This window comes from Kitasatospora sp. NPDC052896, assembly GCF_044547075.1.
In the GTDB taxonomy this organism is placed as follows: Bacteria; Actinomycetota; Actinomycetes; order Streptomycetales; family Streptomycetaceae; genus Kitasatospora.
The window spans coordinates 79361-101996 of sequence record NZ_JBITZU010000018.1 but is presented as its reverse complement, the minus strand read 5'-3'; the positions used below and the strand labels follow the sequence as shown (position 1 = coordinate 101996).

The window sequence follows — 22636 nt, the reverse complement described above, 5'->3', positions numbered from 1 at the left end:
CTTCAATTCATCATCGAGACCGCCGCCCGGTTGCTTAGCGTAGGAGCCATGGCACACACGGACATTGCACTCAAGGAAGCGATGATGATCGAGGGCGCGATCGGCGTGGCCCTCGTGGACGTCGGCAGCGGCATGGCACTCGGCACGCTCGGCGGCAACAAGGAGTTCGACCTCGCGGTCGCCGCCGCCGGGAACACCGACCTGGTCCGAGCGAAACTGCGCACCATGGAGATGCTGGGCCTGACCGGCGGCATCGAGGACATCCTGGTGACGCTCACCGGCCAGTACCACCTGATCCGGCCGCTGACCTCGCGCAGCGGCACCGGCCTCTTCCTCTACCTGGCCCTGGACCGCAAGCGCGCCAACCTGGCCATGGCCCGCCGCCAACTCCAGTTGGTCGAGGGCGAGCTGGAGGTCTGATGCCACCTCCGCTCTACCAGGTCAAGGCGGAGTTCTTCCGAATGCTGGGCCACCCGGTCCGGATCCGGGTACTGGAACTCCTGCAGAACGGCCCACTGCCGGTGCGCGACCTGCTGGCCGACATCGGGTGCGAGCCGTCGAACCTGTCGCAGCAACTCGCCGTCCTCAGGCGGTCCGGCATCGTCACCTCCAGACGCGAGGGACCCACCGTGCTCTACGCGCTGGCCGGCGGGGACGTCGCCGACCTGCTGCGCTCGGCCCGCCGGATCCTGACCGTCCTGCTCACCGACCGGGAGGGGATCCTCGAGGAGCTGCGCCAGACGGACGACCCGGCACTGAGCCTGGATCCGTCTCCGCACGGCTGACACCCGACAGGGGCCGGGCCACCCCGACACGGGTGGACTCGGCCCCGGACCGCAACCGGCGCGTGCTGAACTCGTCGGGTGATCCGCAACGGACAACCCTGGAAACGGGCCGCGGTTCCGTCAGGCGGGCAGCCCGGCGAGCAGGTCCGGCAGGTCGGCGACCGAGTCGATGACGTGATCCGGTGTCCCGTCGGCGTCCCGGACCGCCTGCTCCCGGTACTTGCCGGTCCTGACCAGCACCCCGGTGATCCCGACGCGCTGGGCCGCGAGCACGTCGGACTCGACGTCGTCCCCCACCATCACGGTCCGGTCCGGCTCGGCACCCAGGTGGGCCAGGGCCGTGGCGAAGAACGCCCCGGCCGGCTTCCCGACCACCTCGGCCCGCGTCCCCGTCGCCCGTTCCAGTCCGAGCAGGAACGCCCCGCTGTCGAGTTGCAGGCCCTGGTCGGTGCGCCAGTACAGGTTGCGGTGCATGGCGACCAGCCGCGCGCCTCGTTGGAGGTGGCCGAAGGCGCGGTTGAGGGCCGGGTAGTCGAAGTCGGCACAGGCGCCGGCCCCGCCGACCAGGACCACCTCCACCTCCTCCCGGGTGTCCGCCTCGACCAGCCGCACACCGGCCAGATCGGCGCTGATGTCACCGCAGTTGAGCAGCAGGCAGCGGGCGCCCGGGTGCTGCTCGGCCAGCCGGGCCGCGGTGACGGCGGGTGCGGTGAGGATGTCCTCGCTCCCGACCGGGAAGCCCGCCTCGGCGAGGGCGTTCGCGATCGACGCCCTGGTGCGCGCGGTGGTGTTGGTGAGCAGCGCGAACGGCAGGCCCGCCGCGCGCAGGCGCGTCAACGCGTCCACCGCCCCGGGGAGCGGCCGCCAGGACACCGTGAGCACACCGTCGATGTCGATCAGTGCCGCGCCGATCCGTGCCATCTCGCGCTCCGGCTTCACCGGCCGAGCCAGGTCGGCCGGATCTCGAAGCCCCGCAGCCCCTCGAGCTCCTCCTCGAAGACCCGGAGCCGGTCCACGATCGCCAGCTCGGGACCGCGGCGCGCCCAGGCCACCATCGTCCCGACGGCCTGCGCGGGCCCCTCGAACACGGCCTCGACCGTCCCGTCCGGCAGGTTCCGCACCCAGCCGGCCACACCGAGCTCGGCGGCCGTCCGGCGGCAGGTGTCCCGGAAGAACACGCCTTGCACCTCACCGGAGACGATCACTCGGTTACGGATCATTGCTGCCTCACCGTCGGACGCGTACGGCTCACCGTAACGGCCCTCCCCGACCGGAGCCATCCGGCGGCACCCGGTCGGGGCACGGTCCCGGTGGAGGGTCAGTGCCGGGGCGGGTAGCGCGCGAAGACGTCCTCCTGCTGGTTGGGTGTCCCCCGGCACCAGGCGGTCTCCCCTCCCGGGACGGACGCCACGAGCCAACAGCCACCCGTACGGGCCGTCAACCGATGCACCGACATTGGCGGACTACCTCCCACCGGCAGCCGCACCAGCGCTCCGGTCGGTCCGGCGGTCAGGTCGCGGACCGAGGTGGTACCCGCTCCCTACGACCGGGCGGCGACAGCGCGGAGGTGGGCGAGCAGGGCGGGGAGCGCGGCTTCGAGGGCCGCGCGGGTTCGCCGGTAGTCGGCCGGCGTGCCGTCGAAGGGGTCGGGAACCTCGGTCCCGGGGGCGGCGGTCGGGTCGAAGGCGGTCAGCAGGGCCAACCGTGGTCCGGCGCCGGTGGGCAGGAGGGCGGCCAGCCGGTCGCGGTGCTCGCGGGTCATGGCGATCACGAGGTCGGCGGCGGCGAGCGTCTCGGGTTCGACCGGGGTGGCCCGGTGCGTCACCGTCGCGGGGTCGAGGCCGAGTGCGGCCACCGCGCGCGGGTCCATCGGGGTGCCGGCTTCGGCGGCCAGGCCCGCGCTGCCGATGAGCGTGCCGGGTGCGAGTCCGGCGGCCGACACGGCCCGGCGGAGCAGGTGTTCGGCCATCGCGGAACGGCAGGTGTTGCCGGTGCAGACGAACAGCACGTGGTAGGGGGCGGGCACGGACGGCTCCATCGTCCTCGGACGGCTCGGGGAGACGAGCCTATCCGGGCCGCGACGACGGATCAGCCCTCCAGCAGGGTGCGCAGGTCGACCAGCTGGTAGCCCCGGGCCCGGACGGCGTCGATGATCAGCGGCAGTGCCTCGGCGTCGAGGTCGGTGGGCCCGGCCTCACCGCTCTCGTCGACGCCGACGTGCATCTCGACGATCTCCCCCGGCGCCAGCGCGGCCATCACCCGGTCGACCGCCTTCCGCACGGTCATCCCGCCGGGCGTGCCGAGATAGCCGTCGGTGTCGGCGGAGAACTCGATGTCCGCGAAGCCCAGCGCGTTGACCGCGGCGATGCCCTGCGGGGTGGTGGCGCTGTAGGGGAAGCGGAAGAACGGCAACGGCACCACGCCGGTGGCCGCCCGGATCGCCCGGTCGGCCCGCAGGACCTCCTGCTGGGCCTGGTCGGCGGTGAGCCGGTCGAACAGCGGGTGGCTGTAGGAGTGGTTGCCGATGCCGTGCTCGGCCGCCATGGCCCGGGCGGCGGCGGGGTGACGCTCGGCGAACCGCCCGGTGAGGAAGAAGTCGGCGGGCGCGTCGCGCTGCCGCAGCGTCGCCAGCACCTCGGGCACCCCGGTCTCGTCCCAGGCGGCGTTGAAGGTCAGCGCGACCTCCCGGCGGTCGGTGGGCATCCGCCGGTTCTCGCTCCCGAACAGCCGCCCGAGCGACGCGGGCGGCGGCGACCCGCTGGCCGCGGCGGCGGGCACGGTGAGCACGGTGACGGCGAGGAGGGCGACGGCGGCGGCGAAGCGGTTCATGCCCGGTCAACGCCCGCCACCCCCGGCAGGTCACTCTCCTCATTTGCTGTTCCGGCAAGGAACTTTGCCAGCCAGCACCGACTGTCGCACGCTCGCCGAAGGGACACCAGCCAACCAACCCGACCGAGGAGACGACCGATGACCGACACCTCGCCGCAGAGCACCGCCCACGAGTACTGGGAGGAGTTCTACCGCGACCGCGAGAGCCCGTGGGGCCGGGTCCGCAGGCCCAACGAGCCGCTGGTCCGGGAGGTCAGCGAGCTGCCCCCCGGCACCGCGCTGGACCTCGGGTGCTCCGAGGGCACCGACGCGATCTGGCTGGCCGACCGGGGCTGGCGGGTCACCGCCGTCGACGTCTCGGCGACCGCGCTTCGCCGGGCCGCCGCCAACGCGGCCCACGCCGGGGTCGCCGAGTGGATCGACTGGCAGCGGCACGACCTGTCGCAGTCGTTCCCCGCCGGCCACTTCGACCTGGTGTCCGCCCAGTTCCTGCACTCCCCGGTCGAGCTGGAGGGCGAACGGACGGCCATCCTGCGCCGGGCGGCCGAGGCCGTGGCACCGGGCGGGGTGCTGCTGATCGTCGGTCACGCGGGCTGGCCCTCGTGGCAGCACACCCCGCACTTCGACTACCACTTCCCCACCACCGCGGAGGTCCTCGACTCGCTCGACCTCGCGCCGGGCCGGTGGCGGGTCGAGCGCGACGAGCTGTTCACCCGCGAGCTGACCGACCCGGACGGCCTGCCCGGCACCCGCGAGGACAACGTCCTGCGGTTGCGCCACACCGCGTAGCGGCGACCACTCGGGCGACGGCCGGGAACCCGGCGCCGGTGAGCCCGGCCGCGACGTCCCCCAGCGCCCGGGCGGTCGCCGGGTCCGGCGCGACCCGGGACGGACGGTCCGAGCAGGCGGGTCGGCGAGGGGCGGCAGCGACAGGTCGGTGAGGGGCGGACGGGCCGAGGTGGTCGGCCGGTGCCCGCGGCCGGCCGGCAGGCATCACCTCCCAACGTCAAGAGTCGGCAAAATGGTCAATCGGTCGCCCGGCGGCAGCTAGGCTTGTTGAGGTTTGCAGAAGGCACCTCGTTCGGTGAGGCGTCTGCACGGACACAGGCCACTGACCCCACGACGTCGAGAGACGCCCAGGTTCAGGACAGATCTTCCCGGCTTAAGGGTTGATCCCAAGTGGCTTCCAGTCCTTCGGGCTTGGATCACGCCGTGCAGTGCCAAAGCTCTGACGGGTTGGGGTGATCCGGCGGCTCGGGCGCGCCGGTGAGCTCCTTGCCGAGTCGATGACGCACCGAAGACGGTGCGTCCGGCCGGGAGGAGGCGAGAGACATGGATTGCAGTAGTCCGGGCCACCATGGCCCCCATTCCCGCCTGTCGTCGCCCCTCCCCGCCCTGCGATAACGACCCGACCAGCCAAGCCTTCTGACTCAGCGTCAGTTCATCGGCCCGCGCCGACGCGGATCACCCGCCGGGCGGCGCGCCGCCGTGCGCACCCGACTCCCCACCGTCACCCGGGAGTTCGGGCGACCCACCATGACCACCACCACCGAGAGGAGGCCGTCTGTGATCACGGCCCTCGACCACGTCCAGCTCAGCGCACCGCCCGGCAGCGAAGCACTGCTCCGGGCCTTCTACTGCGACATCCTGCAGCTGGCCGAGATCCCGAAGCCGGCGCCGCTGACCGACCGGGGCGGCTGCTGGTTCGCGGCCGACGGCGGCCGGGTCCGGCTCTACCTGGGGATCGAGGAGCGCTTCCGACCCACCACCAAGGCTCACCCCGGACTGGCGGTCAGCGAGATCGACGACTTCGCGGCACGCCTGGCGGATCTCGGTGCGTTGGTGGTCTGGGACGAGAGCCTGCCGCCGCACCGCCGCTTCTACACCCAGGACCCGGTCGGCAACCTGCTGGAGTTCGTCGAATCCGTTCCCGAGTGCCGGCCGGCACCGGACCAGGTCCTGCTCGCCGGACGGCACGGCTGAGCCTCCCGGGTGGTGACCGGCGGGTGTCCCGGTGGCGGCGCCGGCTCGGCGGCCGATCCGCTGGTAGCTTCGCCAGCCGTTGCCAGGCAGCCGAGCGGCCCGCGGCCGAAGGACCGGGGCCGGTCGCCCAAGGACGGAGGCAGATGTGATCGATGAGAGCCGACGGGTTCCCCCTTTGAGCCGCAGGGACTTCCTCGCCTCGGCCGGCCTGGCCGCGGCCGGGCCGGCCGTGGTCGCCCCGCCCGCGGCGGCCGCACCCACCGCGACCCCCGGCGCGACCCCCGGCGGAGCGGTCGCGCGACTGCTGGCGGTGCCCGGCGACCGGCGTGACGTCCATTGGATCAGGGCGGCGCTCCAGGTCGCGGTGGAGCTGGAGTTCGCCACCATCCCGCCGTACCTCTGCGCCTGGTGGTCAGTCAGGGATCGTGGCCACCAGGCGGCCCGGCTGATCCGCCGCATCGTGAACGACGAGATGTACCACATGGGCCTGGCCTGCAACCTGCTGGTGGCGGTGGGCGGCCGGCCCCGGATCGCCGATGCCGTGCCCTCGTACCCCGGCCCGCTCCCGGGCGGAGTCCGGCCCGGACTGATCGTCCACCTCTCCGGGCTCACCAAGGAGTACGTGCACGAGGTGCTGATGAGGATCGAGACCCCGGAGACCCCCCTCGCCCGGATGGCGGGCGGACCGCCGAGCATCGGCGCCTTCTACACCGGGCTGCTGGAGGCGTTCCGCGACGTCCGGCCCGAACTCTCGGCCGAGGGCCAGCTGGCCGACCGGATCGGCCCGGACCGACTGCTCCCGATGGAGAGCCTGGACGACGTCGAGCAGGCGATCGAGATCATCAAGGAGCAGGGCGAGGGCACCTCCGGGTCGCCCGACAGCCGGTTCGACTCCGAGACCCCGGCCCACTACTACGCGTTCGGCGAGATCTACCACGAGCACCGGCTGCGGCGGGTCGACGGCGTCTGGGAGTTCACCGGCGAGCGGGTGCCCTTCCCCGAGGTCAGCCCGATGGGGTCGGTCCCGGCGGGCGGCTGGACCGCCCCGCGGCCCGAGGCCGAGCGGCTGCTCCGCCGGTTCGACGCCACCTTCACCGAAATGCTGCGTCGTCTGGAGGCCGCCTGGACGGCCGGCGACCCGGGCACGCTGCGCGCCGCCGTGCACGCCATGCGGGCGATGGAGGGCCCGGCGCTCAGCCTGATGGAGATCCCGCTGCCCGACGGGCACGGCGTCTACGGCCCGCAGTTCCGCCCGGTCACGACGTAGCGGGTGCCGCTCAGGCCGGTGTGGCGGCCAGGTCGGCGGCGATGGCGGCCAGCACCCGCGGTCCCGCCTCCCCGGTCAGGAAGAAGTGCCCACCGGGGAACATCCGCACCGAGCACTCCGCCCGGCTGACGGCGGACCAGGCCGCCAGGCCGTCCCGGTCCATCCGGTCCTCCTCCCCGCCGAAGACCGAGAGCGGACACTCCAGCCGCCCGCCCGCGGGCGGCTGGAAGGAGTCGACGATCCGGTAGTCGGACCGCAGCACCGGCAGGACCAGCTCCAGCAGCTCCGGCATCGCCAGCACCTCCTCCGGGGTGCCGCCGTTGCGCCGCAGCTCCTCCACCAGCCGCTGGTCGCTCCAGGTCAGGCGCTCCGGCACGGTCCGCCAGGCCCCGGGTCCCTCGCAGCCGCTGAGCAGCAGCCGGGACGGCTCGCGCAGGCCGGCCCGTTGGGCCGCCAGGGCCACCCCGTAGCCGAGCAGCGCGCCCATGCTGTGCCCGAAGAGCGCGTACGGGCGGGAGAACAGCGGGGCCAGCCCCTCGAAGGCGGCCGCCACAGCGGTCGGGTAGTCCGTCAACCGCTCCTCCCCCAACCGGGTCTCCCGCCCGGGCAGCTGCACCGCGACCAGCTCGACCTCCTCCGGCAGGCCGCTCGCCCAGGAGCGGTACATCGACGGGCCGGCCCCGGCGGCGTGGAAGCAGATCAGCCGCAGCCGGGCGGCCGGCCGCGGTTCGGGGATGCGGGCCCACCCCGCGGCGACGGTGGAGGGGGCGGGGAAGCGGGTGGACATGAGGGCCTCTCAGCTCGCAGGGGTCGGACCTTCGGACCGCGCACGCGGTGGAGCCCGGGGCCGCGCGATCGGGCTCCACGGTATCCGGCGGCCGATCGGCCGCTGCCACCCGCACCGGGCCGGCACCCGTCAGGCCGGCTCCTCCGGCAGGGTGAGCAGGTCCACCACGTCCCGCAGTTCACCGCGCCACCGGAAGGCCGCGCGCTGCCGGGTGGCGCCGTCCCCCGTGGCGCGCAGCCGCTCCCACAGCTCGGCCACCCGCTGCTCGTCCCCCGCCGCCGCCAGCCCCGGCGCGGCCCGGTCCATCAGCCGCTCGACCGCCTCGTCGGCCGGCAGCAGCGTGCCAGTCACCGGGTCCAGCGCGCTCCCGCACAGCCCGTCCTTGGCGGCGAGCCAGTGCGCCGCCCGGAGCACCGGCTCGACCAGGACGGGGGCGGCCACCCCGCGGCGGATCTCGGCCAGCAGCACCACGGCCAGCCCGCGCAGCAGGCCGGCCAGCAGCAGCACGGTGTCCGGGTCGGAATTGACGTCGGCGACCCGGATCTCCAGGGTCGGCACGTGCTCGGAGGGCCGGGCGTACCAGTAGACCATCCGACGGTCGATCAGCATCCTGGACCGGACCAGGGTGTCCACCAGCGCGTCGTAGGCCGCCGCGTCGGGCACCAGCGGGGTCGGTCCGGCCTCCGGCCAGTTCCCCCAGCGCATCACCCGCCAGCTCGCGTAGCCGCTGTCCCGGCCGCGGAAGTAGGGCGAGTTGGCGGCGAGCGCCTGCAGGGTCGGCAGCCAGGGCCGCAGGTGTCCGGCCAACCGGACGGCCTCGTCCCTGTCGGCGACCCCGAGGTGGATGTGGCAGCCGCAGACGGCGGCGCCCTGGTCGCCGACGACGAGCGGCGCGAACTGCGCCGCCAGCCGCAGGTAGCGGTCCTGCTCGCTGACCTCGGGCAGCACCGGCGGGGGCAGCAGGATCGTCCCGGAGGCCACCACCCGGCAGCCCGCCTCGCGGGCCGCGGCGACCACACCGGCGCGCACCCGGCGCAGTTCGGCGGCCAGCTCGGTCAGGGTGAGCACCGGCCTGGTCCGGATCTCCACCATGGTCGGGAAGAGCTCGACGGTGACCCCGTCCCCCAGCAGGTCTCTGGCTCGCTTGACGACGACCGGCGCACATGCCGTCAATGCCCGGCTCGCGTGGTCGGCGAGGAAGAACTCCTCCTCCACGCCGAGGCTGAGCACCTCGTCCGCCCTCAGAGCAGCCTGACCGGTCAGGACCTCTCCCCTCAGCGGGGCGACCGGCCGCCGCCCACGTCCCCCGTTTCTACCCACCCGGCCCGCGGGCCGGCCGCCGCCGCGCCCGACGGCCCGCCCGAACGGACCATCGCACCCCATCCGGTCGGCGATCCACCACCAGGCTCACACGGGGTCAGGCCGGCCGCCGAGCGAGTGGATGATATGTCTAAGATAGTCCTCAAATCCCACAGTTAGGTTGCCTCTGATGGTTTTTGATCAGGTATCAGAACTGATACGGCACGTCCGCACCCACTCGCCCTTCTACCGCGAGCTCTACGCCGACCTGCCCGAGGACGTCGCCGACCTCGCCGCGCTCCCACTGACCGAGCACACCGACTACTGGGCCGCCCACAACGCCGAGCCGAGCCGGGTCGTCACCGGCCCGCACCAGGACGGCCTGCTCTTCAAGACCGGTGGCACCACCGGCACCCCGCGACTGTCGCTGTACACCCGCGACGAGTGGCGCCGGATGAGCCGCTGCTTCGGCGCCGGCCTGCCCGCCGCCGGGCTGCGCCCGGGTGACCGGGTGGCCAACCTCTTCTACGCGGGCGAGCTCTACTCCAGCTTCGTCTTCACCCTGAACGCCCTGCAGGACGCCGAGGTCCCCACCGTCCAGCTGCCGATCGGCGGCGCCGCGCCGCTCGACTTCACCGTGCCGGCGCTGCGCGATCTCGGTGCCACGGTGATCGCCGCACCGCCCACCTCGCTCTGCCGGCTGGCGGGCCAGGTGCTCGACACGGTCGGCACGCTGCCGCTGGTGCGGGTCGCGCTGTTCGCCGGCGAGGCCTGCTACGGCGACCAACTGGCCATGCTGGGTCGGGCGTTCCCGAACGCCGAGGTGCGCTCGATCGGCTACGCCAGCGTGGACGCGGGCATCCTGGCCGGCCCGGTGGCCGGCGAGACCGACAACCGGGTGCACGAGGTGTTCACCACCGACAAGGTGGTCGAGCTGCTCGACCCGGAGACCGGACAGCCGATCGAGGAGGAGGGCCGCCCGGGCCGGGTGGTCGCCACCGACCTGACCCGCCGCCTGATGCCGGTGATCCGTTACCCGGTGGGTGACCTGGCCGAGTGGGTGGACTTCCCGCGCCGGCGGTTCCGGCTGCTGGGCCGCTCGGACGAGGCCGCCCGGGTCGGCGTGGTCACCGTCTACCTGGAGGACCTGCGGACCCTGGTCGCGGAGACCGATCGGAACGCACTGGTGGGCAACCTCCAGGTGGTGCTGCGACACCACGACGGCCTGGACCAGCTGGTGTTGCGGCTGGCCGGACCGGTCGGCGGTGACCCGGACGAACGAGCCAAGCTGGCGGCGGAGTTGGCCGACCGACTGGCCGAGCTGCGGCCGATGTTCGGCAGCCACGTGACCAAGGGCCTGATCCACCCGCTGGCCGTGGAGTGGACCGGCCCGGACGGCCTGCTGGTCAACCCGCGGACCGGCAAGCTGGTCCGACTGCTCGACCAGCGGATGGACTGACCGGTCAACGCGCCCTGGGCGGCGGCTCCCGGAATCCCCGGAAGCCGCCGCCCTCAGCGTTTCTGACGTTACGTCAGAGATTGCGGGCCCGCCGCTCCACCACCGCGAGCAGCTTGCCGCTGGCCTCGGTGTGCGCCAACTCCTCGACCGGGCAGCGCTCCACGATCACCCTCACCAACTCGTCCCGCACCGCGGCGGCGGCCAGCTCCGGGTAGCCGTCGAGGAACTCCTCCACCGCCGCCTCGTCCTGGCCGAACGGCTCGCCGGCCAGCTTGACGGTCAGCGTCTCCCCGTCCGACTCGTCCTCGGCCAGCACCAGTTGGACGGCGTCGTGGTGCCCCAGCCGCTCCTCGGCGACCTGGACGAACCGGCGGTAGTTGAGGAAGTGACTGCCGCTGCGGAAGATGTCGCCGAACCGGCCGAGCAGTTCGAACCGCGGGGTGCGCCGGCCACAGGCGCAGTCGCCCTCCACCCAGCGCCCGAGGTCACCGATCTCGTAGCGGTCCAGCCGCTGGCCGCGACGGGTGTGCGCGGTGAAGACCAGCCGGCCGGCCTCGCCCGGCGCCGCCGGACGGTCCGCTTCCGGGTCCAGGATCTCCAGCGTCTGCAGACCGCTGAACAGGTGGTGCACCCGCTCCGGGGCGTCCGGGCACTGGTAGCCGAGCGGCCCGGCGTCGACACTGCCGTAGGCCGCCGAACGGATCAGCTCGACTCCGAACTCCTCGCGGAGCCAAGCCTGTTGCCCCTCGGGGAAGTGCTCGCCACCGTAGAAGACCTTGCGCACCCCGCGGTACTCGCGCAGCGCCTCGCCGCCCTCGGTGAACACCCGCAGCAGGTAACTGGGCATCCCGAACAGGGTGTCCACCCGGTGCTCGACGATCGAGCGGGCGACCAGCGCGTGGTCACTCTGCATGGCCATCGGGAACTGTACCGCGCGCAGGTTCTCCAGCACCGAGTAGAAGCTGAGGAACCCGCCGTAGAGCAGCCCGCCGGCGAACAGGTTCATCGCCCGGTCGGTGCGCGGGTCGAAGCCGGCCGCCAGCACGCCTTCGGCGCCGTGCCGCATGTGCTCGTGGTAGTCGTCCCAGCTGAACGCGGAGAGCTTGGGCGCGCCCGAGCTGCCGCCGCTGCGGAAGAACACCTCGGCCCGGCTCAGGTCGCCCTGCAGCTGCTCGAACTCGGTCTTGGCGGTCACCGGCACGGCGGGGACCGGGAGTTCGCGCGCGCCGATCAGGTCGTCGAGGCAGGCGTCGGCGGCGAAGCGTTCGTCCAGCTGTACGTCCACCCGGCGGCTGTAGCGCTGCAGCGCGTAGACGCCGTCGTGCGGCTCGCCGTCGTAGCTCTCCAGCATCCGGCCGGGCACGGTGACCCGCTGGACGCCGGCCGCCAGCACCGCGCCGGCCAGCTCGGCGGTGTCGGCCCGGGCGGCCCCGATACCGGCGGTCTGCAGGTAGCGGCGCATCGGGCGGAGCACCTCGCCGATCCGCTTGCGCGGCAGCGGCTTGACCCAGACCGTGCGGTGCAGCGGCGAGGCGCGCAGCGCACCGCGGGTGTCGGCCAGCACGTGCCAACGGCCGTCCGCGGCGGCGTGCACCCGGGTCAGCCCGAGGTGCTCCTCCAGCCGGGCCACCAACACGGTGTTGGTGATCTCGGCGCTCTCCTGCAGCTCCGGCACCGGCCGCCCGCCGACCGGCACCGCCTCCTCCAGCACCGTGGCGAACCGCTCGGCGAAGGCGAAGAGTTCGTCCTGGTCGTCGGTGTCCAGGTAGACCACCTGCGGGCTGGCACAGGCCTGCTGGTCGAGCCGGATCATGTCGGCCGCGATGCCGTCCAGCACCGTGCGCTCGGACCAGGCCTCGGCCGTCAGGTAGGCGAAGGAGAGTTTGGGCCCCCAGTCGACCAGCCGGACACCGGCCGGCAGCAGCGCGGCGATCCCGCTGATCGCCTCCTCGCCGCCCCAGGCGGCCACCGCGTCGGCGGCCGCGCAGAGCCGGGCCGTCCAGTCGGTCCGGGCGGAGGAGAAGCCCAGCACCACCACGTGCCGGGCGATCAGCCCGGTCGGGTCGAGGTCGGCCAGCGCGGCCAGCAGGCCGTGGGTGAACCGGCTGTCGCCACTGGTCTTGACGATGTTGAGGTTGCCCGCCAACAGGCCCTCGACCACGCTCAGGGCGCCGACCGCCGGGGCGTTGCCCGCGGCGATGTGCACCAGCAGGCCGACCGGCAGCCAGCCCTCGAAGATCTCCCGGCGGAAGTCGAAGCGGGCCAGCCGGCCCGGGTCGACGCCACCGAGCTCGCGCATCACCTTGACCTCCAGCGCCTCCCGGGAGAGCGCCTCGGCCAGGTCGGGCAGGGTCCGCCCGGCCTCCTCGGCCGGGATCCCGGCGGCGTCCAGCAGGGCGCGCAGCTCGGTCGACTGCGGGCTGGCCGGGTCGGTCAGCGCGGTCGCCAACCGGTCGCAGGCGGCGAGCACCACCAGCGGGTTGAGGCGCTCGGCGAGCGCGTCGGCGGCGCAGCGGTCGAGCGCGTCGAGCCGGCGGTCGGCCTCGGCGTCCTCCACCCACTCGCCCTGCCAGTAGTGCCGGTCGGTGGTCACGGCGGTCACAACGTCCCCTCGGTCTTGAGCAGTTCGGCGGCGGCGATGGCACAGCTCTTGTTCCGGCTGAGGCCGGCCCGGCCGTGCACGGCGAACCAGGGCGTGGGCAGGCCGCAGCCGCACTCCTCGGGCGCGTGCTGGGTCACCAGGTCGCCCATCAGCACCGACTGGGCCGGCACCGAGGTGATGTACGGGGAGATGAACTGCGGGTAGCCGGGCTCGCCGTAGCCCAGCGGCGTCAGGTCACGCACCGAGCGGATCAGCAGCCTGGCCCAGGTCGGCACGTGCAGGCGGTGGTTGGGGCACTCCATGTGCAACACCGAGTGCTCGACGGCACCGTAGCCGTCGCGGATCCGCTCGTCCGGGATGCCCAGCTGGTCGTGGATCCGCCGGTACAACTCGGGCTTGCCGACCTGCTTGTCGGCGTGGCCCTTCCAGCCGCCGCCGAAGACCACCAGCGAGCGCGGGTCCAACTCCAGTGGCCCGATCCCGAGGTCGCGCATCCGGTCCAGGGTGAAGGAGAGGAACGCGGGGAACCCGAGGATCCGCACCGGCGCTCCCTCCTCGGCGAACCGGATGAGCGCCCGCACACAGCCGAACGGGTCGAACTCGTGGCTGCTGCCGGTGTGCTTGAGCGCGTACTCGGCCGAGCGGACCGGTGCGAAGTGGCACAGGTACTCGTCGGTGAACGAGGTGCCGAGGTTCAGGCCGGGCCGCGGCTGGTAGTTGGAGAGCCAGTAGTTGACCGGCTCGTCGGAACCGATCCAGCCGTAGTGGTCGAAGATCCGGGCGACCATCCGCTGGCCGTTGCGCAGCGTGAAGTCGTCGAAGAACATCTGCGACTTCTGGCCGGTGGTACCGGAGGAGGTGAGGTTGATCCGCACGTCCTCACGCGGGATCGAGACGATCTCGTGCGCCTTGAAGAAGTTGGCGTGCACGAAGGGGAGCCGGTCGAGCTCCTCGATGCCGGCCAGCGGCCTGCCGGCGGACGGGCCGGCCTTCAGCAGGCTCGCGTAGAACGGCGACCGGGCGGCGTGCCAGGCGTTCGACTCGTTCATCGCCTCGGTGAAGAGCTGGTCCAGGTCGGCGCCGACGCGGTAGGGCTCGGCGATGTCGCAGAGCCGCTGGACGTGGGCGAGGGCCTCCGGATCGGGCACCGCGACCGGTTGCAGGTACTGGTTCACTGGAATATCCCGTAGGTGTTGAGGTGCTGGTTGGTCCACAGCTCGATGTACTGCTCGGTGAAGGGCTGGAACGCGGCGTCGATGGCCAGGCCGCGGAAGTCCAGCGGCTGCAGGGTGCGGGCCATCACCACGTAGTCGCGGTAGCCCGCCTCCTCCCGGCGCATCGCGGGGTAGGCGGCCACCGGCAGGAATCCGGCCGCGAGCAGCCGGCTCAGCTCGTGGTAGGCGTCGAGCGGCAGCAGGGTCTCGATGTAGCCGGCACCGCCGGCCGCCAGCCGCTCGGTGATGGCCTCCAGGTCGGCCTCGGCCAGGCCCGGCGAGGCGCCGATCAGGGTGCAGTAGCCGTCCGAGGGGCTCAGCTGCGCGTACACTTCGGCGCTCCCGTCCACCCGGCTGAGCAGCACGTTCGGGGTGTGGAAGGGGTAGAAGCCGTCCTCCGGGTCGGCCAGTTGACGCGCGTAGCGGCGGGCCACGAAACTCGGCGCGTCGATCATTTCCAGCTCGCTCCGGGCGCCGCGCCGAGCGGTACCGCTCAGCGGCAGCGGCTCGTCGCTGATCTCGGGCAGCTGGTGCGGACCGAGGGTCCGTCGAAGGGCCTCGATCAGTCCGCCGAGTGCCTGGGGAACCCGTTCGACCGGGATCCGCTTGTCGAGCACACCGGGGCGGTGCCGGGCCAGCAGCACCATGGTCTCGTGCTTGGCCGCCTTGCGGAGGTTGGGGAAGATGCCGAGCGCGTGGAACCCGGCCCGCAGACAGGTGCGCTGGGGCGCGGTCGCGTTGGTCCGGGCGGTCGCGTAGACCGAGTCGGTCTCCTGGCTGTCGGCCAGCATCGCGTCGCTGAGTTGACGGACGGCCAGGTTGGCCAGCCCGCCACCGCGGGCCTCCGGGTGGATCACCAGGCCCTGGAGCTTGCCGACCCGGGCGACCTGGTCCACCGTGCCGAGGATCGAGCCGACCAGACGGCCGCGGTCGTCCCGGGCCACCAGCCAGGTGGAGCTCGGCGAGGCGATCTCCCGACCCATCACCTCCGGGTCGGTGCCCAGCGGTAACGCGTAGTCCCGCCCGTAGACCTGGCGATAGAGCAGCAGGAGTTCGTCGATGTCCTCGGCGGCGGCCCGCAAAAATTCGTTAGCCAAGTTCTCTCCCGCACACGTGTCACGCCCGCGGGTCGCGCGGGCGGATCAGGAATACGAATTCGTGGCCGAGGCCGGGTGCCTGGTGGGCGCCCGTTCGACGCGGCGGCACGGGTTCGTCACGGGCCGCGCCACCGACCTCGCCGCACGGTTCTCGGCAGGGTGGTCGGACACGAAGTAAGCAGTGGTCGGTCCCCCACCGACCCTCTGCTCCACAGTAGCGCCTGCGTGGGGATGTGACCGACCATCACCGGCCGCCACGACGGGAAACAGCAGGCCGTGCGACGAGCATCACAGCACGACCGGTCATATCCGGGGCAGTTCGCGAACCCTCCAAAGGAAACGGGAGGTGAACGGCTGGAAATCCGTACGAAATTCAACGAGATGACGTTGCGTCGATTTTCGGCCAGCTTCCGGCAGGACCGTCGGACCGTGCTTCGGGCACATGCCACCCAGGACGGAGAACACCTTCGCCGACGGGCCGTGGTGCGACGGCGCCGTCCGATTCTCGCCATCCGGGCGACGGCCCCGGCGAGGCCGCCGGCCCGCCCGGCCGGGCCCTGACCCGCCGGCGCCGGTCGGTCGGCCGTCCGTTCCGGCGGCGAACCACCTGGCCCTCCGGTCTGCCCGGACGGATTCCGGAACTGCCCGTCCGGGCAGACCGGAGGGCTTCCCTCCACTTCCGGCCGGCCGGGAGCCGGGCGTACTGTTGCCACACAACGCTGTTGCCACCCGGCGGCGCGCCGTCGCGGGGTGCGGGGCCCACTCCCCGCCCGCCCCGCGCGCCGTCCGCCCACCGGTCGGCCGCCCCGATCCGGCCACCCGCCGCACGGCCGCCCTCCGCCCCCACACGTCCCACTGGTGAGGGAGGCCGTCGATGGCCGAGCCACCGGGCTTTCTCAGCACCCCCCGGCTGGCCCGCGAGCGCCGTACGGTCGACGAGCGGCTGCACGACTGGCGCGAGGTCTACGCCGAGCACGAGCACGCGCTGCTGCCGATCATCGGCGGCCAGGCCGGCCGCTGCATGGATTGCGGCATTCCCTTCTGTCACAACGCCTGTCCACTGGGCAACCTCATCCCCGAGTGGAACCGACTGGTCCGCGACGAGGACTGGCGGGCCGCCGCGGCACGGCTGCTGGCCACCAACAACTTCCCCGAGTTCACCGGGCGGCTCTGCCCGGCCCCCTGCGAGAGCGCCTGCGTGCTGGCCATCGACGACGACCCGGTAACCATCAAGAACATCGAGCTGGCCATCGCGGACCGGGCGTGGGAGGCGGGCTACGAGACGCCCCGGCCGCCGGAGCGCCGCACCGGCCGGACCGTCGCCGTGATCGGCTCAGGCCCGGCCGGGCTGGCCGCCGCCCAGCAGCTCACCCGGGCCGGGCACACCGTCACCGTCTACGAGCGGGCCGACCGCCCGGGCGGCCTGCTGCGCTACGGCATCCCGGGGTTCCGGCTGGAGAAGCACCGACTGGACCGGCGGCTCGACCAGATGCGCGCCGAGGGCACCCGGTTTCGCACCGGCGTGGCGGTGGGCACCGGCCTGCCGGCCGACCGGCTGCGGGCCGAGCACGACGCGGTCGTCGTCGCGGTCGGCGCCACCGCCTGGCGCAAGCTGCCGGTGCCCGGCCGGGAGCTGACCGGGATCCACCAGGCCATGGAGTACCTGCCGCAGGCCAACCGGGTGGCGGAGGGCGAGCTGGTGACGCCGCCGATCTGCGCGACCGGCCGGCGAGTGGTGATCATCGGCGGCGGCGACACCGCGGCCGACTGCCTGGGCACCGCGCTGCGCCAGCGGGCCGCCGAGGTGACCCAGCTGGACATCAACCCGTGCCCGGACCCCGACCGCCCGGCCGGCCAGCCCTGGCCGGTTCACCCCAAGGTCTACCGGGAGACCACCTCGCACGAGGAGGCCCGGGCGGCGCCACCGGCCGCCGGCGGGTCGGAGCCGCCCACGGTGGGCGACGCGCGCCAGTTCTCGGCGGTCACGCTGCGCTTCGTGGGCGACGGCGAGGGCCGGGTCCGAGCGGTCCGGCTGGCCGAGGCCGAACCGGAGCGGCGGCGACCACGGCCGGAAACCGAGCGCGAACTGCCCGCCGACCTGGTGCTGCTCGCCCTCGGCTTCACCGGCCCGGAGCACGACCCCGCGCTGACCGACCGGCTCGGCCTGACCTTCGCCCCGTCCGGCGCCTTCGCCCGGGACGACGGCTTCGGCACCACGGCGGACGGCGTCTTCGTGGCCGGGGACGCCGGCCGGGGACAGTCGCTGATCGTCTGGGCGATCGCCGAGGGAAGGGCGGCGGCCGCGGCCGTGGACCGCTACCTGACCGGCTCCACCGGCCTGCCCGCCCCGGTCACCCCGGCCGACCGTCCGCTGGTGCTGTGAGTCAGAGCCGGTCGTAGATCTCCGCCAACCGGCGCAGCACCTCCGCCGCCGTCCCCAGCGCCGCGGCGTCCTGCGTCACCAGGGCCTCGGCCAGGGCCCGGGCCAGCTCACCGCTGCGCTCCTCGTGCCGCTGCCGACCCCGCGCGGTGAGCGCGACCAGCACCGACCGCTTGTCCTGAGCCGGCCGCTCCCGGGTCACGTAGCCCGCCGCCACCAGCCCGTTGACCAGCTGGGTGGTGGCGGCCCCGGTGGTCTCGGTGCGCTCCGCGAGGCGGCCCACCGACAGCGGACCGTCCTCGGCGAGCACCCGCAGCGCCCGGGCGTGGGTGAGGGAGAGCGCGCCCGCCGTCCTGGTGGCCCGGCCGCGCAGCCGGGCGTCGGCAGCGCTCAGGCTGTAGGCGGCGCGGGTCAGCGCGTCCAGCGCCTGCGCACGGGTGACGACGTCCTCGGGCCCCTCGGTCACGGCCGGCCTCCTCGGGTGTCAGCGGAGTGGTTACTTGTTAAGTACTTAACATTACTCTGCCCGTCAGCTCCGGGGGAGCATGCCCGTGACCGTCCGTTCGAGCGGCCGCTCGGTGCGCAGCCGTGCTCCCGGGTGCGCCATCGGTCACGCTGTCCGCGGGGTCGGTCCGCCGGCGGGCGGACCACGCCGCTGCCCGCCGTCGCCGATCCCGGCGCTCGGCAGCGGGCAGAGCCGCCGGTCGGTGGCGGGGGCGCGGGCGGTCCGTCCCGGGGTGGGCGCGCCGAACGCGACGTCGGCCTGTCCGCCCCCCGGGGGGGCGGACAGGCCGACGTACGGAGCGGTGTCAGGAGGTCCGGAGCGCGGTGTCGTCCAGGACGAAGCTGGTCAGCTGCGGGGAGTTGTTCTCGGTGCCGACGAACTTCACGGTGACGGTCTGGCCGGTCCAGGCCGAGAGGTCGACCGAGTACTGCTGGTAGCCCTTGTGGGCGTTGAGGTTGGAGTAGCTGGCCACGGTGGTGGTGCCGGTGCTGCTGACCACCTCGACCTTGAGGGTGTCCACGGCCTGTCGCGTGCGCTTGGCGGTCTCCACGTGCAGCCAGTACGACAGGTTGGCCTTGGCGCAACCGGTGGGGATGGTGACGGTCTGCCAGAGGTCGTCCGTGGCGGCTCGACCGTAGCCGTCCAGCCAGGCGTCCCAGCTGCCGGAGTGGCTCGGTTCCAGGGCCATCTGGTTGTTGAGCACGCCGGCGGTGCTCTTCCAGGGGGTCATGTCGGAGCCGTTCTCGAAGCCCGCGTTGCCCAGCAGTTGACTCGCGGTGCAGCCGCCGGCGGCGCTGTTGACGGTCCAGGTGAAGCTGGTGGTGCCGCTGGCCCCGGTGCCGTCGGTCGCGGTGACGGTGACGTGGGAGGTGCCCGCGGTGGTCGGGGTGCCGGAGATCAGGCCGGTGTCGGAGATCGACAGTCCGGCCGGCAGACCGGTGGCTCGGTAGCTGACGGTCTGGCCGGAGGTGGCGTCCACCGCGGTGATCTGGAGCGAGGCCGCGGTGCCGGTGGTGCCGACCTGGTTGCCGGGGTTGGTCACCGTCACGTCGTGGCCCGGTGAGCCGCTGCCCCCGCCACCCGTTCCACCACCGCTGCCGCCGGTGGGCGCGGCGGAGGTGAAGGCGGCGGTGCCGTTGGGCGTGCCGAGTCCGGTCGGGCCGTCGTAACCGGGGCCCGCGGCACACAGGTAGCCCGGTGTGCAGGACGCGGTGGCACCGGTGGTGACGTCGTTGAGGGCGGATGCGTCGGCGTAGGGGTAGGAGGCCGGGGTCGTGCCGGCGGCCGGGGTGCCGGCCAGGGCGTAGACCGCGGCGATGATCGGGGAGGCGGCGGAGGTGCCGCCCTCGACGTTCCAGCCGCCGTTGCCGTTGGAGGTGTCGTAGCTGGCCACGCCGGTCGCCGGGTCGGCGACGGCGGCGACGTCCGCGACGGTGCGCTTGGCGCAGCCGTTGTCGGTCTGCCAGGCCGGTTTGGGGTCGTAGCCGGAGCAGCCGGAGCCCGCGCCCTCGGTGGGTGAGGTGGCCCAGACCGACTCGCTCCACCCGCGGGCGTTGTTCGCCTGGGTGAGCGCGGTGCCGCCGACGGCGGTCACGTACTGGGAGGCGGCCGGGTACTCGACGCCGTAGCCGGAGTCACCGGAGGAAGCGGTGATCGCCACGCCGGGGTGGTCGTAGTACTGGGTGTCCTCGCTGGTCTGGCCCGGTGACTCGGGGCCGCCGTAGCTGTTGGAGACGTACTTGGCGCCGAGCTTGACGGCCGCGTTGACGGCGCTGCCCAGGTCGCTGTCGCTCTCGGAGTCGGCCTCGACCAGCAGGATGTGGCAGTTCGGGCAGACGGCCGAGACCATGTCGACGTCGAGCGACTCCTCGCCGGTCCAGTCGTCGTTCGCGGGGGCGGGGGCGGGCAGTTGGTCGCCCTGGCCGTTCTGGTTGACCTTGCTGAAGCAGCCGTTGGCGCTGGTGCAGGCGGGCAGGCCGAACTGGCTGCGGTAGACGGCGAGATCGCTCTCCGCGGTGGGGTCGTCGTAGGCGTCGACGATGGCGACCGTCTGCCCGCTGCCACCGGAGGCGGCTGCGGAGGTCAGGTTGTAGGCGGACTGCAGCTGGCTCGGACCGTAACCGTCGACCGTCGCGGCGCGGGTGGCACCGGCTCGGGCCAGTTGTGGCTTGAGGTCGGTGCGGACCAGGGCGTTGCAGGAGTAGTGGCCCGGGGAGGCGGGCGGGCAGGCCTCGCGGTAGTGCTGGGCGGCGGCGCTGTCGAGGTGCGTGGACAGGCTGACGGTCTCCGCCGCCATGGCCGAGTTGAGCGCGATGGCGCCGCCGGCGAGCAGCGCGGCCGCCGAGGAGGCCGCCACCGCTATGCGGACCCTGCTCTTGAGGGGGGAGCGCCGGTGGGACCGCTTGTCCGGTCGCTGAGGGGAGTGCAACAAACGAGTCTCCTGTCGGAGGTGCGGAACGGCCTCGACCGCCACGTCGTTCGACGACACGGTGCGCTGTTCCGGCAGCAGGGGAGAGGGGCGGACGACCCCGGTTCGGTGGATCACCGGGTCGGCTCGCCCGATCCTAGGGATGCCGGAGCGGACAAAAGCCGCGCGACGGACACCCACAGAGAGCCCTAAGGAAGAGCTCACCTGCGCCTTCGATTCCCCGGGCGGTCGCACGGACGGCCGACGGCACCGTGCCCCCGTGCCCCGCCGGGCAGTTGCCGGCGGAGCACGGGGGCACGGGCGGGCGCGTCGCGGTGGACGCGGCGGACGGTCCCGGCGACGTGCCGCGACCTCCGGTCGACGGCCCGGAGCGCGAGCGGGCTGACGGACGTCCCCTCAGGACAGCGTCTGGGTGTGCCACTTCTGGCCGCCGACGCCGTTGCAGTCCCACAGCTGCAGCTTGGTCCCGTTGGCGGTTCCGGTGTCCTTCGCGTCCACGCACTTGTCCCCGGCCAGGATGCTCACCAGATCGCCCGACTGCGTGTTCAGTGTCCACACCTGGGCCTGGTTGCCGTTGCAGTTCGCCAGCTGGACGGTGGTTCCGTCAGCCGTCGAGGCCCCTGCCGCATCCATGCACAGGCCCAGCGAGTGAATCGTCCCCCGGTAGTCCGGCGTCCCGTCCAGCACGAAGGTCCACTGCTGCCAGACGGCCTTGGTGCAGTCGTCCAGCTCCAGCGGCTCACCGTCCTTGCCGCCCGGCGCCACGCCGTTGGTCACCGTGATGCACCGCCCCGAGGCCTGACCCACGATTTCGACGGCCGGGTTGCCTTGGGACTGGGGCTGGGCCGGGGCCGGCGCCCCGCCCCCGCTGGACGGCTGGGGCTGGGGCGGCGCGGGGGCGGGCGCGGCCTGGGTCTGGGCGGGGGCCGGCGCACCACCCCCGCTGGACGGCTGGGGCTGGGGCGGCGCGACGACGGGCGCGGCCTGGGTCGGGGCCGCCGCGGTGGGGGGCGAGACGGGCTGCGGTGCGGGTGCCGAGGGCGCGATCGGGGAGGCGGAAGGCTGTGCGACGAGTGCGCTGGCCTGGCTGGCGACCGCGGGCTGGTGTCCGAACCACAGCGTCAGGAAGGCCGTCAGGAGTGCCAGCCCGATGCCGAGCACGGTGGCGAGCCAGCGTGGCAGCACCCCGCGCTGGACGTACATGCCGTCCACCGCGAGCGGGGTGTGGCCGGAGCGCCGCACTGCCAGGTTGTACGGCCGGTTCTGCTTGCGGCCGAACCAGATGATCTGACGGGGCCTCAGCCTCGCGTTGACGAAGGCCGCGCGGCCGGGTTCGATCTGGACGTTGGCGGGGTGGATCTCGAACTCGAGCTCGTCACCGCTGTCGCTGCCGGCGAGGAAGGTGGTGAGTTGGGTGTTGCCGAGATTGTCGATGGCCAGCTTGGGCTTGCCCCGGAAGCGGCCCTTGACGGTGTGCGGGACGAGCTCGGCCCGCACCTCGGTGAACGGCATGACGGTGACGTTGCCCTCGGGGACGGTGGTCGCCTCGGGGTTCTCGGTGGAGATCACCTGGACCGCGTAGGGTTTCGGTCCGGCGGCGGCGTCCGGGGTGCGCGGCGGCGCGAAGGTGAGTTGGACCTCCCCGCTGGTCCCCGGGTAGAGCCGGATGGTCGGCGGCTCCACGGTGATGTACGGCGCGAGCTCGCCGACCGGTACGAAGCGGTACCCGTCGACGACATCACTAGTGTTGCGTACGCGCAGCCGCACGGTCGCGGTGCTGCCGGGATCCACTGTGGTGGAAGCGGGTTCCAGGGAAGTCCAAATCACGTGGCCACGTTACGGCGCCGGGCGGGCACCGGGACAGGGACAACAGGGACGCCCCTGGTGCCCGAAAGTCCCGACGGTGCCCTCGGTACCCGCCACGAAACGTGTCCAGCGGCACGGGCACTGACGTCCGGTCAAGCCGCGAACCCGGGCGACCACACCGGGACCGGCGTCCCG

At 73.1% G+C, this 22636-nt stretch carries 19 protein-coding genes and 1 riboswitch; of the genes, 7 read left to right on the top strand and 12 right to left on the bottom strand.

All coding sequences use genetic code 11. From position 1 onward, the window contains the following. The first annotated feature begins 48 nt into the window (after positions 1 to 48). Positions 49 to 420 (top strand): hypothetical protein, encoded by a 372-nt coding sequence (locus ACIGXM_RS27635; RefSeq protein ID WP_396565446.1) that lies wholly within the window; start codon positions 49 to 51, stop codon positions 418 to 420. Next, on the top strand, positions 420 to 785 hold the full coding sequence (locus tag ACIGXM_RS27630) for an ArsR/SmtB family transcription factor (RefSeq protein ID WP_396565444.1): 366 nt from the start codon (positions 420 to 422) through the stop codon (positions 783 to 785). Before ACIGXM_RS27635 ends, ACIGXM_RS27630 begins: the two co-directional genes overlap by 1 nt. Positions 786 to 905: 120 nt before the next feature. Here the strand turns inward: ACIGXM_RS27630 and ACIGXM_RS27625 are convergent, their stop codons facing one another. The 4 genes from ACIGXM_RS27625 to ACIGXM_RS27610 form a co-directional block, all read right to left on the bottom strand. Further along, positions 906 to 1706: an HAD-IIA family hydrolase gene (locus tag ACIGXM_RS27625; protein WP_396565442.1), complete on the bottom strand. Its 801-nt coding sequence runs from the start codon at positions 1704 to 1706 to the stop codon at positions 906 to 908. Positions 1707 to 1720: 14 nt separating this feature from the next. Next, entirely contained in the window at positions 1721 to 2005 is a 285-nt protein-coding gene (locus tag ACIGXM_RS27620; RefSeq protein ID WP_396565440.1) for an acylphosphatase, read from the bottom strand. Positions 2006 to 2325: 320 nt separating this feature from the next. Then, a complete protein-coding gene (locus tag ACIGXM_RS27615) occupies positions 2326 to 2811 on the bottom strand; it encodes a hypothetical protein (protein WP_396565439.1) in 486 nt (161 codons plus the stop codon). A 62-nt stretch (positions 2812 to 2873) separates the two neighbouring features. Further along, positions 2874 to 3614 (bottom strand): polysaccharide deacetylase family protein, encoded by a 741-nt coding sequence (locus ACIGXM_RS27610; RefSeq protein ID WP_396565437.1) that lies wholly within the window; start codon positions 3612 to 3614, stop codon positions 2874 to 2876. Positions 3615 to 3752: 138 nt separating this feature from the next. Between ACIGXM_RS27610 and ACIGXM_RS27605 the strand changes: the two genes are divergently transcribed. The 3 genes from ACIGXM_RS27605 to ACIGXM_RS27595 all read left to right on the top strand — a co-directional run bounded on the left by ACIGXM_RS27605 (position 3753) and on the right by ACIGXM_RS27595 (position 6864). Beyond that, a complete protein-coding gene (locus ACIGXM_RS27605; RefSeq protein WP_396565435.1) occupies positions 3753 to 4403 on the top strand; it encodes a class I SAM-dependent methyltransferase in 651 nt (216 codons plus the stop codon). Positions 4404 to 4683: 280 nt separating this feature from the next. Then, positions 4684 to 4862, top strand: a riboswitch (M-box (ykoK) riboswitch). A 318-nt stretch (positions 4863 to 5180) separates the two neighbouring features. Next, entirely contained in the window at positions 5181 to 5597 is a 417-nt protein-coding gene (locus ACIGXM_RS27600) for a VOC family protein (protein WP_396565433.1), read from the top strand. Positions 5598 to 5772: 175 nt separating this feature from the next. Continuing rightward, positions 5773 to 6864 carry a ferritin-like protein gene (locus tag ACIGXM_RS27595; protein WP_396565431.1) on the top strand — a complete coding sequence of 364 codons (1092 nt, stop codon included), beginning with the start codon at positions 5773 to 5775 and terminating at the stop codon, positions 6862 to 6864. A 10-nt stretch (positions 6865 to 6874) separates the two neighbouring features. Here the strand turns inward: ACIGXM_RS27595 and ACIGXM_RS27590 are convergent, their stop codons facing one another. Together ACIGXM_RS27590 and ACIGXM_RS27585 are read right to left on the bottom strand one after the other, a co-directional pair. After that, positions 6875 to 7651, bottom strand: a complete 777-nt coding sequence (locus ACIGXM_RS27590) for a thioesterase II family protein (protein WP_396565429.1) — start codon at positions 7649 to 7651, stop codon at positions 6875 to 6877. Between the two features lie 129 nt (positions 7652 to 7780). After that, a complete protein-coding gene (locus ACIGXM_RS27585; RefSeq protein WP_396565427.1) occupies positions 7781 to 8881 on the bottom strand; it encodes a glutamate--cysteine ligase in 1101 nt (366 codons plus the stop codon). A gap of 259 nt (positions 8882 to 9140) precedes the next feature. Between ACIGXM_RS27585 and ACIGXM_RS27580 the strand changes: the two genes are divergently transcribed. Then, a complete protein-coding gene (locus tag ACIGXM_RS27580) occupies positions 9141 to 10409 on the top strand; it encodes a phenylacetate--CoA ligase family protein (RefSeq protein ID WP_396565425.1) in 1269 nt (422 codons plus the stop codon). 73 nt (positions 10410 to 10482) lie between these two features. On the opposite strand, the gene ACIGXM_RS27575 is transcribed toward ACIGXM_RS27580, so the two are convergent. From ACIGXM_RS27575 to ACIGXM_RS27565, 3 genes are read right to left on the bottom strand one after another with little or no spacing between them, the layout of a single operon-like run. Beyond that, on the bottom strand, positions 10483 to 13011 hold the full coding sequence (locus ACIGXM_RS27575; RefSeq protein ID WP_396565423.1) for an acyl-CoA reductase: 2529 nt from the start codon (positions 13009 to 13011) through the stop codon (positions 10483 to 10485). After that, positions 13008 to 14186 (bottom strand): acyl-protein synthase, encoded by a 1179-nt coding sequence (locus ACIGXM_RS27570; RefSeq protein WP_396565421.1) that lies wholly within the window; start codon positions 14184 to 14186, stop codon positions 13008 to 13010. The genes ACIGXM_RS27575 and ACIGXM_RS27570 overlap by 4 nt, the downstream gene beginning before the upstream one ends. Continuing rightward, on the bottom strand, positions 14183 to 15322 hold the full coding sequence (locus ACIGXM_RS27565) for a GNAT family N-acetyltransferase (RefSeq protein ID WP_396565419.1): 1140 nt from the start codon (positions 15320 to 15322) through the stop codon (positions 14183 to 14185). Before ACIGXM_RS27565 ends, ACIGXM_RS27570 begins: the two co-directional genes overlap by 4 nt. An 874-nt stretch (positions 15323 to 16196) precedes the next feature. Between ACIGXM_RS27565 and ACIGXM_RS27560 the strand changes: the two genes are divergently transcribed. Then, positions 16197 to 17705 carry a glutamate synthase subunit beta gene (locus tag ACIGXM_RS27560; protein ID WP_396565417.1) on the top strand — a complete coding sequence of 503 codons (1509 nt, stop codon included), beginning with the start codon at positions 16197 to 16199 and terminating at the stop codon, positions 17703 to 17705. Position 17706: 1 nt separating this feature from the next. On the opposite strand, the gene ACIGXM_RS27555 is transcribed toward ACIGXM_RS27560, so the two are convergent. The 3 genes from ACIGXM_RS27555 to ACIGXM_RS27545 all read right to left on the bottom strand — a co-directional run bounded on the left by ACIGXM_RS27555 (position 17707) and on the right by ACIGXM_RS27545 (position 22462). Beyond that, a complete protein-coding gene (locus ACIGXM_RS27555) occupies positions 17707 to 18168 on the bottom strand; it encodes a MarR family winged helix-turn-helix transcriptional regulator (RefSeq protein WP_396565415.1) in 462 nt (153 codons plus the stop codon). A 343-nt stretch (positions 18169 to 18511) separates the two neighbouring features. Continuing rightward, positions 18512 to 20503 (bottom strand): putative Ig domain-containing protein, encoded by a 1992-nt coding sequence (locus ACIGXM_RS27550; RefSeq protein ID WP_396565527.1) that lies wholly within the window; start codon positions 20501 to 20503, stop codon positions 18512 to 18514. A gap of 528 nt (positions 20504 to 21031) precedes the next feature. After that, entirely contained in the window at positions 21032 to 22462 is a 1431-nt protein-coding gene (locus ACIGXM_RS27545; protein WP_396565413.1) for an RICIN domain-containing protein, read from the bottom strand. Positions 22463 to 22636 lie beyond the last annotated feature (174 nt).

Bases quoted from the DNA above. Each gene is read 5' to 3' on its own strand.
- ACIGXM_RS27620 (WP_396565440.1), bottom strand. From the start codon at position 2,005: ATGATCCGTAACCGAGTGATCGTCTCCGGTGAGGTGCAAGGCGTGTTC.
- ACIGXM_RS27590 (WP_396565429.1), bottom strand. From the start codon at position 7,651: ATGTCCACCCGCTTCCCCGCCCCCTCCACCGTCGCCGCGGGGTGGGCC.
- ACIGXM_RS27630 (WP_396565444.1), top strand. From the start codon at position 420: ATGCCACCTCCGCTCTACCAGGTCAAGGCGGAGTTCTTCCGAATGCTG.
- ACIGXM_RS27550 (WP_396565527.1), bottom strand. From the start codon at position 20,503: ATGGCGGCGGAGACCGTCAGCCTGTCCACGCACCTCGACAGCGCCGCC.
- ACIGXM_RS27610 (WP_396565437.1), bottom strand. From the start codon at position 3,614: ATGAACCGCTTCGCCGCCGCCGTCGCCCTCCTCGCCGTCACCGTGCTC.
- ACIGXM_RS27635 (WP_396565446.1), top strand. From the start codon at position 49: ATGGCACACACGGACATTGCACTCAAGGAAGCGATGATGATCGAGGGC.
- ACIGXM_RS27580 (WP_396565425.1), top strand. From the start codon at position 9,141: ATGGTTTTTGATCAGGTATCAGAACTGATACGGCACGTCCGCACCCAC.
- ACIGXM_RS27625 (WP_396565442.1), bottom strand. From the start codon at position 1,706: ATGGCACGGATCGGCGCGGCACTGATCGACATCGACGGTGTGCTCACG.
- ACIGXM_RS27560 (WP_396565417.1), top strand. From the start codon at position 16,197: ATGGCCGAGCCACCGGGCTTTCTCAGCACCCCCCGGCTGGCCCGCGAG.
- ACIGXM_RS27605 (WP_396565435.1), top strand. From the start codon at position 3,753: ATGACCGACACCTCGCCGCAGAGCACCGCCCACGAGTACTGGGAGGAG.